Origin of the sequence: Streptococcus pseudopneumoniae (genome assembly GCF_038148935.1) — a bacterium.
Lineage (GTDB): Bacteria > Bacillota > Bacilli > Lactobacillales > Streptococcaceae > Streptococcus > Streptococcus pseudopneumoniae_U.
Genome location: NZ_JBBJZX010000075.1, coordinates 1 through 9,755, shown reverse-complemented (window position 1 = coordinate 9,755; position 9,755 = coordinate 1). Strand labels below are relative to the sequence as shown.

Annotated in this window: 8 protein-coding genes and 1 pseudogene; 4 read left to right on the top strand and 5 right to left on the bottom strand. The window is 39.5% G+C overall.

Annotated features, from left to right (window positions below; translation table 11 throughout):
* Both WKI42_RS08125 and rpsO read right to left on the bottom strand, forming a co-directional pair.
* A partial coding sequence (locus WKI42_RS08125) for a cadmium resistance transporter (protein WP_368081649.1) occupies positions 1–270 on the bottom strand: 270 nt, incomplete at its 3' end.
* 779 nt (positions 271–1,049) lie between these two features.
* Positions 1,050–1,319: a 30S ribosomal protein S15 gene (rpsO, locus tag WKI42_RS08120; protein ID WP_001018251.1), complete on the bottom strand. Its 270-nt coding sequence runs from the start codon at positions 1,317–1,319 to the stop codon at positions 1,050–1,052.
* A gap of 202 nt (positions 1,320–1,521) precedes the next feature.
* On the opposite strand from rpsO, the pseudogene WKI42_RS08115 reads away from it, so the two are divergent.
* The 3 genes and pseudogenes from WKI42_RS08115 to thrS all read left to right on the top strand — a co-directional run bounded on the left by WKI42_RS08115 (position 1,522) and on the right by thrS (position 4,472).
* Positions 1,522–1,895, top strand: a pseudogene (locus WKI42_RS08115) (hypothetical protein).
* A 256-nt stretch (positions 1,896–2,151) separates the two neighbouring features.
* Positions 2,152–2,475, top strand: a complete 324-nt coding sequence (locus WKI42_RS08110; protein WP_000422772.1) for a hypothetical protein — start codon at positions 2,152–2,154, stop codon at positions 2,473–2,475.
* A gap of 53 nt (positions 2,476–2,528) precedes the next feature.
* A complete protein-coding gene (gene thrS, locus WKI42_RS08105; protein ID WP_042900582.1) occupies positions 2,529–4,472 on the top strand; it encodes a threonine--tRNA ligase in 1,944 nt (647 codons plus the stop codon).
* 92 nt (positions 4,473–4,564) lie between these two features.
* On the opposite strand, the gene WKI42_RS08100 is transcribed toward thrS, so the two are convergent.
* The 3 genes from WKI42_RS08100 to WKI42_RS08090 form a co-directional block, all read right to left on the bottom strand.
* Complete coding sequence (locus WKI42_RS08100; protein ID WP_368081647.1) at positions 4,565–6,076, bottom strand: ABC transporter ATP-binding protein; 1,512 nt, start codon at positions 6,074–6,076, stop codon at positions 4,565–4,567.
* A gap of 768 nt (positions 6,077–6,844) precedes the next feature.
* Positions 6,845–7,819 carry a sensor histidine kinase gene (locus WKI42_RS08095; RefSeq protein ID WP_368081646.1) on the bottom strand — a complete coding sequence of 325 codons (975 nt, stop codon included), beginning with the start codon at positions 7,817–7,819 and terminating at the stop codon, positions 6,845–6,847.
* Positions 7,812–8,489, bottom strand: coding sequence for a response regulator transcription factor (locus WKI42_RS08090; RefSeq protein WP_000548991.1), 678 nt, complete (start codon positions 8,487–8,489; stop codon positions 7,812–7,814). The genes WKI42_RS08095 and WKI42_RS08090 overlap by 8 nt, the downstream gene beginning before the upstream one ends.
* 143 nt (positions 8,490–8,632) lie before the next feature.
* On the opposite strand from WKI42_RS08090, the gene WKI42_RS08085 reads away from it, so the two are divergent.
* Positions 8,633–9,706, top strand: coding sequence for a DUF2974 domain-containing protein (locus tag WKI42_RS08085; RefSeq protein WP_368081645.1), 1,074 nt, complete (start codon positions 8,633–8,635; stop codon positions 9,704–9,706).
* The last annotated feature ends 49 nt before the right edge of the window (positions 9,707–9,755 follow it).

The window sequence follows — 9,755 nt, the reverse complement described above, 5'->3', positions numbered from 1 at the left end:
ACCTTCTCCAACAATTGCAAAGCGAATCCCTAAATAGATAGGGATTAAACCAAGCAATCCAACCATCCATTCTTCAGGCACGAAATTAACGACATAAGCAGCAACTAAACTCGCCCCTACAAGTAAGCCTGTGCCTAGATATTGCCCCGCATAAATATGCCATTTTTGTTTATTCTGTGATAGCTGTGCAAATAAAATAAATAAAATAATTAAATAATCGATACTGGTGGAAATATAAACACCAATAGCAGATATGATTGTCTGTCCCATAAAAAACCCTCCTGTATTAGTCAGTAATAAATCAGCAGATTTTAGGAGAGCACAGACACATTAATTTAGCTATCGCTAGTGGGTAATTTCGAACATAGGAAAGCATTTTACTCCTCCTCAAAACGTAGTTACAAAGTAATTTCTAACTGGAATTCGGCGACTACTTCCATGTAAAGTATAACATACTATACTTTACTTCGTAAAGTGTGGGCTCTCCGATGGAGCTTGCAGACAGCTACTCGCTGAGTAGCTACGCACCTTTATGGTGTAATTAGCTGATACCATTTGAAGTTTTTGTAGTCTCCAAAATTGTGACCGATAAAACCTCAATAAAAGAGCCCTCTGAAGTCAGAGAGCTGATTTGAGCCCGGGCTAAAATCCTAGTGAAAAAGATGAAACTCCTTGTGTTCATCGAACACGGTGTCCTTTCCCTATTTTCATACGGATTTTTGACGCCCTTAGCATCATAATTCTTGCTGGATAAATCGTTTATAGACTAGGCGACGAGGCGAAGATCGTACGAAACTTTCAGTGAAACAAAAAAAATCTCCCCGAAGGGAGAAGATCTGGTTTATTTTACCTTACAGTGCTAGGAACCGTAACCAAAGATAATACTTGAGCATACCAAGGTAAGGTGACAACGTAAAAAGCCCTCTGAAAATCAAAGAGCTCCAGTCTTGCTGGATAAACCGTTTATAGACTAGGCGACGAGGCGAAGATTGTACTAATGGTACATCGAGCCGAAGCCAACGAAGTATAGAAACGGTTTAGACGCAAGATTAGCGACGAAGTCCTAGAGAGTTGATTAACTCACGGTAACGGTTAACGTCGTTTTTACGCAAGTATGCAAGCAAGTTACGACGGCGACCGATTTTTTTCATCAATCCACGGTAAGTAGCGTGGTCTTTTTTGTGTTGTTTGATGTGTTCGTTAAGGTGGTTGATTTCCCAAGTAAGGACAGCAACTTGAACCTCTACTGAACCTGTATCACCTTCGTGACGTGCATATTGTGCGATGATTTCATTTTTTTTCTCTTTTGAGATTGCCATGATGTTTCTCCTTTTTATTTGGCTTCATCCGAGTGACAGGTTGGCATGCCTGTAACCAAGAAGAAGTTATTTGTCTTTACGACAATCCCTATTCTACCAATAACTAACTTCTTTGTCAACAGATTTACTTTCTTGTTTTAAACATGCTATAATAATCATAGCAAGAAATCCAAGTTATCTGTTTTTAAACGAGGTGATTATCATGCCTAGATTCTATTCCCATGTCCCCTACTATCTGGTCATATTTTTCTTTTATTGGCCACTTTATCAGTTGTTATCACTAATCATTTCTGACCCCCTTTTTCTCAAGAGTCTCTACGTAAATAATATTCTCTTCTTTACACCTCTGGTAATCTTGATTGTATCGCTACTCTATAGCTACCGATTCCGTTTCTCACTTTGGTGGTTAATTGGTAACGGACTGCTCTTTTGCTTTACTATCATAACTTTTGGTGAGTTTATACTAATTTACTTTCTAATCTATGAAACCTTGGCTCTGGTGGGCATGGCTTCCGGTATTGGCATCAAGCATATTCTACAAAAATGAAAAACAAAAAACTTTCACAAAATCCTTGAAAAATCTCACAATCATGCTATAATAATCCATAGAGACAAGTCACTTAGTCCCTTTCTACTAGAGAGTGCGTGGTTGCTGGAAACGCATAGAGAGCCTAAACTGATACTACTCTTGAGTTTTTTATGAAAACATAAAACGGTGGCCACGTTAGAGCCAATCAGAGGTGTCCCTCTCTTTTGAGGTACATAAATGAAGGTGGAACCACGTTGCGACGTCCTTTCGAGGATGTCGCAATTTTTTATGAGGAGGCTAACTATGGAGTTGCAAGAATTAGTGGAGCGCTGTGGGGCAATCCGACAAGCTTATCACAAACTGGAAGTTAAGCATCATGATTCCAAGTGGACGGTAGAAGAAGACCTCTTGGCTTTGTCTAATGATATTGGAAATTTCCAACGATTGGTGATGACAAAGCAAGGACGCTACTATGATGAAACACCCTACACACTGGAACAAAAACTTTCAGAAAATATCTGGTGGCTAGTAGAACTTTCTCAACGTCTGGATATAGACATTCTGACGGAAATGGAAAACTTCCTCTCTGATAAAGAAAAGCAATTGAACATTAAGACTAGGAAGTAGTCTGCAAAAAAGTCAATGCTTAAAAACTATGAAATAATAAAAAGGAGAACATCATGATTAACATTACTTTCCCAGACGGCGCTGTTCGTGAATTCGAATCTGGCGTTACAACTTTTGAAATTGCTCAATCTATCAGCAATTCCCTAGCTAAAAAGGCCTTGGCTGGTAAATTCAACGGCAAACTCATCGACACTACTCGTGCTATCACTGAAGATGGAAGCATCGAAATTGTGACACCTGATCACGAAGATGCCCTTCCAATCCTACGTCACTCAGCTGCTCACTTGTTCGCCCAAGCAGCTCGTCGTCTTTTCCCAGACATTCACTTGGGAGTTGGTCCAGCCATCGAAGATGGTTTCTACTACGATACTGACAACACAGCTGGTCAAATCTCTAACGAAGACCTTCCTCGTATCGAAGAAGAAATGCAAAAAATCGTTAAAGAAAACTTCCCATCAATCCGTGAAGAAGTGACTAAAGACGAGGCACGTGAAATCTTCAAGAACGACCCTTACAAGTTGGAATTGATTGAAGAACACTCTGAAGACGAAGGCGGTTTGACTATCTATCGTCAAGGTGAATATGTAGACCTCTGCCGTGGCCCTCACGTCCCATCAACAGGTCGCATCCAAATCTTCCACCTTCTCCATGTAGCAGGTGCATACTGGCGTGGAAATAGCGACAACGCTATGATGCAACGTATCTATGGTACAGCTTGGTTTGACAAGAAAGACTTGAAAAACTACCTTCAAATGCGTGAAGAAGCTAAGGAACGTGACCACCGTAAACTTGGTAAAGAGCTTGACCTCTTCATGATTTCTCAAGAAGTCGGTCAAGGGCTTCCATTCTGGTTGCCAAATGGTGCGACTATTCGTCGTGAGTTGGAACGCTACATCGTAGACAAAGAGCTAGCTTCAGGCTACCAACACGTCTACACTCCACCACTTGCTTCTGTTGAACTTTACAAGACTTCTGGTCACTGGGATCACTACCAAGAAGACATGTTCCCAACTATGGACATGGGTGACGGGGAAGAATTTGTCCTTCGTCCAATGAACTGCCCACACCACATCCAAGTCTTCAAACACCATGTTCACTCATACCGTGAGTTGCCAATCCGTATCGCTGAAATCGGTATGATGCACCGTTATGAAAAATCTGGTGCCCTTACTGGTCTTCAACGTGTACGTGAAATGTCACTCAACGACGGTCACCTCTTCGTTACTCCAGAACAAATCCAAGAAGAATTCCAACGTGCCCTTCAGTTAATTATCGATGTTTACGGAGACTTCAACTTGAATGAGTACCGCTTCCGCCTCTCTCTTCGCGACCCTCAAGATACTCACAAGTACTTTGATAACGATGAGATGTGGGAAAATGCCCAAACCATGCTTCGTGCAGCCCTTGATGAAATGGGTGTGGACTACTTTGAAGCCGAAGGTGAAGCAGCCTTCTACGGACCAAAATTGGATATTCAAGTTAAGACAGCCCTTGGAAAAGAAGAAACTCTTTCTACTATCCAACTTGACTTCTTGCTTCCAGAACGCTTCGACCTCAAATACATCGGAGCTGATGGTGAAGAACACCGTCCAGTTATGATCCACCGTGGAGTTATCTCAACTATGGAACGCTTCACAGCTATCTTGATTGAGAACTACAAGGGTGCCTTCCCAACATGGCTTGCACCACACCAAGTAACCCTCATCCCAGTATCTAACGAAAAACACGTGGACTACGCTTGGGAAGTAGCTAAAAAACTCCGTGACCGCGGTGTCCGTGCAGACGTAGATGAGCGCAATGAAAAAATGCAGTTCAAGATCCGTGCTTCACAAACAAGCAAGATTCCTTACCAATTGATCGTTGGGGACAAGGAAATGGAAGACGGAACAGTCAACGTTCGTCGCTACGGCCAAAAAGAAACACAAACTGTCTCAGTAGATGATTTTGTTCAAGCTATCCTAGCTGATATCGCCAACAAATCACGCGTTGAGAAATAAGAGCCTAGTAAAAAGTCCTTAAAATCAGAAAAACGCATAATATCAGGTGTTGAATGACCTTGATACTATGCGTTTTATTCTTTATAATTTAGCTATTTCAAAATTACAAGTTCTCCATTCTTAATTTCCCAAACTTGATCAAACTTACTTAATAATTCGTTTTGGCGATGTAAAGTAACAATGACGGCACTTGGTAGTTCCAGAACTCTTTCCAATTCCATTTTAAACTGATTAGTATCCAAGGCAGAGAAAGGTTCGTCTAGGATAAGCAATGGATTTTTACGATTTTTCTCACGATTTAAATACATTCGTTGTTGCTGACCACCTGACAGGGATTGTGGTGGAATTTTTTCAAAATCTTCTTCTCTGAATTTTTCATTGAAACTATTGAATAGCGTTACATTATTTTCATAACTCGAAATAAATGTATGTTCTTGTTGCAGAATCATACCGAATCTTCCCCAAAGATGGTCCAAAACAAGCCCATCTAGCACAATTTGTCCTTCAAAATCTTCATCTGTTCCATTTAAAATATTGAGAAGACTACTTTTTCCAGACCCATTCTTACCAATAAGCGCAATTTTATCCCCTTTTTGAATCGTAGCGGAAGTAATTATCAATTTTGATTCTCCCAGTTGTTTGGAAATATTTTTCAAAGTAATCGTATCAAAAGAATGTTGAGGTGCTTGAACTGAAACGGGTCTCCCAACAATGTTTTGAAAACTCTTGATTACAGGCTTTACGGACTCTAACATTTGTAAATCATAAAGGATTTCCTGTATTGGTTCAGAAAAAGCATTAATATATCCGAAACTCGCCACCACCTCAGGAATACCGAGTTGCTGGTGAGATAGAGAGTAGGCTAAATAAATAAACAGAACAAGACTAATGAATTCAAAAGAAACACCTGTCAATAAGATGCCTGTAATTTTTGTCAAACCATACTTAAAATACTTATCCTGCAAATTCTTTAGAGAACTCTTTTGTTGATTCAAAAAATGCGACATAGTTAGTTTATTTACCAAATGATGTCCCATGAGCAAATCCTCCAAAGTTCGATAGTAATCTCCTTGTTTTTTCAAGTAAACCTGTCTACGATTAGCGGTCAACTTCCCAACGATTTTAGGAATTTGAATACTAATTCCAGTGGAAAAGATTAAAATCAGTGATACAATAGGATTAATTGTTCTGCTAATAATGAAAGCGTAAATGATGATACGTAAAATTTGTTTGATAAAACTCATCAATGGAGGAAGGTAATCCTTTTCCAACGAATCTAGGTCATTAGATTGATAGGAAATATACTCTGCTACTGTTTTCTGCTTGAAATCGTGGTGACTGAGTCCCAGAAGTGAACGAAACCACTCATTTTTCAAAGTAGTCGAAAAGATAATCCCCTGCTTCCAATCCAGTAGCATTTGGATATAGTTACAACTCAAATAGCCTGCCACTGACATAGAGTAACCATATAGAGCTACTTGATAATCCCCTTTGATTAATGCCTGCGTGAAATACGGTAACAAAGCTGTGCAGATATTCGATACTACACCAAAAAGAAAATTAAAGAAGAGATACCATCTAATAGTTTTAAGATATGGTAGCATATACGATACTCCTTGCTAATGCGTTTTTTTACATATCGCAGAACAATCTCTACTATTCCCTGTTTCAGATAGTGAGATACCAGGACATTGAGTGCAATAATTGTAAATCACACAAGTACTGCAGTTTTTACTATCATTCAAAATATAATTTGCTATTTTGTAAAATATAGGTCTATCCCATGTTTCTTTGATAGATGTAAAATGAATATTTTCAATACTTCTATTGAAAGTAAGCTTTTTCAGTTTTTCTAACGATTTAGGCTATTTCGTGACACACCCACAATCCGTGAAAATTCTGCTTATATCAGATTATGTGATTTTCGTAAGAATTTTATATTGTCTCCAATCATGGCAGTCTCCTTTTACTTGATAAAACTATTATAACATTTAGAAATTAAAAACTGGTTCAAAATCAATAGAATGTGTGTATTCGATACATTCAATAATTCTTTGGAAACAGTTCTTTTAATCCTGTATCAGCGATTCATTCTGAAATCGAATAGGAGATATTTCCCAAGACTACAATTCACTTCATCTCAAATTAATTTTTGTAATTCCACCTTAGTTTATAGATTTTATACTCAATAAAAGTATAAAGCATACAAAACTTCACTTTGAAGCAGTATCTATACTATATCCGTATTAAAAATTCTATTATTCGTTTTGTAAAAAACAGTCTTCAAATATCCTGAAATATAGCAAAAAGAGATTGGGTAAAAACTCAATTCTTGGAAAAAATGAGTTTTAACTCAACCTCATTGTCTATTCTCACTCAAGTACTAAGTTCACTTGAGCAAACTGAATCCTTACTGTCGTTCCTTTTCCGACCTCAGAATCGATCCGAATCTGATGACCCAGTTCTTCAGAAATTTTCTTAGATAGATAGAGGCCAAGACCAGATGACTGCTGGGTCAAACGACCATTGTATCCTGAAAAGCCACGTTCAAAGACTCGGAGAACATCACTGTTTTTTATCCCGATTCCCGTATCCTTGATACAGAGCTCTTGACCGTCCATATAAATCTCCAGACCACCTTCCTTGGTGTACTTGAGACTGTTGGAGATGATTTGCTCAATGACTACTAGCAGCCACTTTTTATCCGTCACAATTTCTTTATCAAGGTCATGTAGATTGACGCTCAAACCTTTTTGAATAAAGAAAAGAGCATATTTACGAAGTATTTCCTTAACCAAGTCTTCGATGTGAACCTGCTTTAAGACCAAATCATCATGAAAACTTTCTAAACGCAGGTACTGCAAGACTAGATTGGTATAGGAGTCAATTTTGAAAATTTCCTGTTCTAGTTGCTGCTTCAGTTGGCGATCGGCTACTTCTGCAACTAAGAGTTGACTAGCTGCAATGGGAGTCTTAATCTGATGAACCCACAAGGTATAGTAATCCAGCAAATCTGTCAGTTTTCTTTCTGCATCTGACCTCTGCTGATAGAGTTCCATCTCACGCGCTTCTAATTTTTCTGCTAAAGCTCTTTCCAAAGGAGACTTGGCTTCCCTCTCCCCATAGAGAATTTCCTGACGATAGACTTGCATTTCTACTAATATATCCCAAGTGAAAAATAAAATGGTTACAAAGCAACACAAGAGGAAAAAGTAGAGAAAGTAAATTCCTAGACTGGCAAATAAAAACTGAAAGAGTAAGACCAGAAATGCTAAAGCAAGCAGATAGACAAACAGACGACTACGAGAGCGCAGATAGGCTAGAAAAAATTGTTTCCAATCAAGCATGCTTCAGTCCGTACCCTATTCCTTTCTTGGTTTCGATAAATCCTACCAAGCCCTGCTCTTCCAATTTTTTACGCAAGCGAGCCACATTAACTGAGAGGGTATTGTCATCAATGAAAAAGTCACTGTTCCAAAGTTCCCGCATGAGGTCGTCACGTGCTACGATATTGCCAGCATGCTCAAACAAAACGCGTAAAATCTGGAATTCGTTCTTGGTCAAATTCAAGACTTGGCCTTGATAATGTAAATCCATGGATTTGGTATTGAGGATCACACCGGCGTATTCCAGTAAACTCTCGTCACGCCCGAACTCATAGGAACGACGCAACAAGCCCTGAACCTTGGCTAAAAGAACCTGCTGGTCAAAAGGCTTGGTCACAAAGTCATCCGCGCCCATATTGATTGCCATGACAATATCCATCGCCTGGTCTCTGGAAGACAGAAACATGATGGGGACCTTAGAAATCTTGCGGATTTCCTGACACCAGTGATAGCCATTAAACAAGGGCAAACCAATATCCATGAGAACCAGATGAGGCTCCGACTGAACAAATAGACTCAAAACTTCCATAAAGTCTTCTACCAGAACCACTTCAAATCCCCATTCAGAGAGCATTTTTCCGACTTGTTGCCGAATGACCTGATCATCTTCTACTAATAAAATCTTGTGCATGCGCTTCTCCTTTTCTATTATTATAACAGATTTTTCCATGCTAGAAGGCCTGAAACTGAATTTGAAAGAGCTTGTTTTCAACTATCAAAGAATAGCTAATTTAATGGAAATTTGATAAGATAAATAAAAAGAAAGGAGCTCTTATGGCCAATATTTTTGATTATCTGAAAGATGTCGCACACGATTCCTTTTACGACCTTCCTTTAAATGAATTAGACATTCTAGCCTTAACAGAAATCACCTACCTCTCCTTTGATAATCTGGTTTCCACAGCTCCTCAGCGACTTTTAGACCTGGCTCCTCAGGTTCCAAGAGAATCTAACATGTTGACCAGCAAAAATCGCCTCCAGCTATTAGATGAACTAGCTCAACACAAACGTTTCAAAAATTGCAAACTCTCCCATTTTATCAATGACATTGATCCTGAGCTGCAAAAACAATTTGCGGCTATGAGCTACCGCCTCACTCTCGATACCTATCTGATTGTCTTTCGTGGGACAGATGACAGTATCATTGGCTGGAAGGAAGATTTTCACCTGACTTATATTAAGGAAATTCCTGCACAAAAGCACGCCCTCCGCTATTTAAAGAACTTTTTTGCCCACTATCCTAAGCAGAAGGTCATTCTGGCTGGGCATTCCAAGGGAGGAAATCTAGCCATCTATGCGGCTAGTCAAATTGAGCAAAGCTTGCAAAATCAGATCACAGCAGTTTATACCTTTGATGCGCCTGGTCTCCACAAAGAACTGACACAAACCGAGGGCTATCAAAGGATAATGGATAGAACCAAGGTCTTTATCCCACAAGGTTCCATCATCGGTATGATGATGGAAATCCCTGCCCACCAAATCATCGTTCAAAGTACTGCCCTGGGTGGTATTGCCCAGCACGATACCTTTAGTTGGCAGATTGAGGACAAGCACTTCATCCAACTGGATAAGACCAACAGCGATAGTCAACAAGTAGACATAACCTTCAAGGAGTGGGTAGCCACAGTCCCTGACGAGGAACTTCAACTTTACTTCGACCTTTTCTTTGGCACCATTCTTGATTCTGGTATTACTTCTATCAATGACTTGGCTTCCTTAAAGGCTATCGAACACATTCGTCATCTCTTCGTCCAAGCTCAATCCCTCACCCAAGAAGAAAGGGAAACCATGGGACGCCTTACCCAATTATTGATTGATACCCGTTACCAAGCCTGGAAGAATAGATAAAAAAAGCTTATGAAAAGACCAAAAACTTCTCATAAGCTTTTCTTGTTTT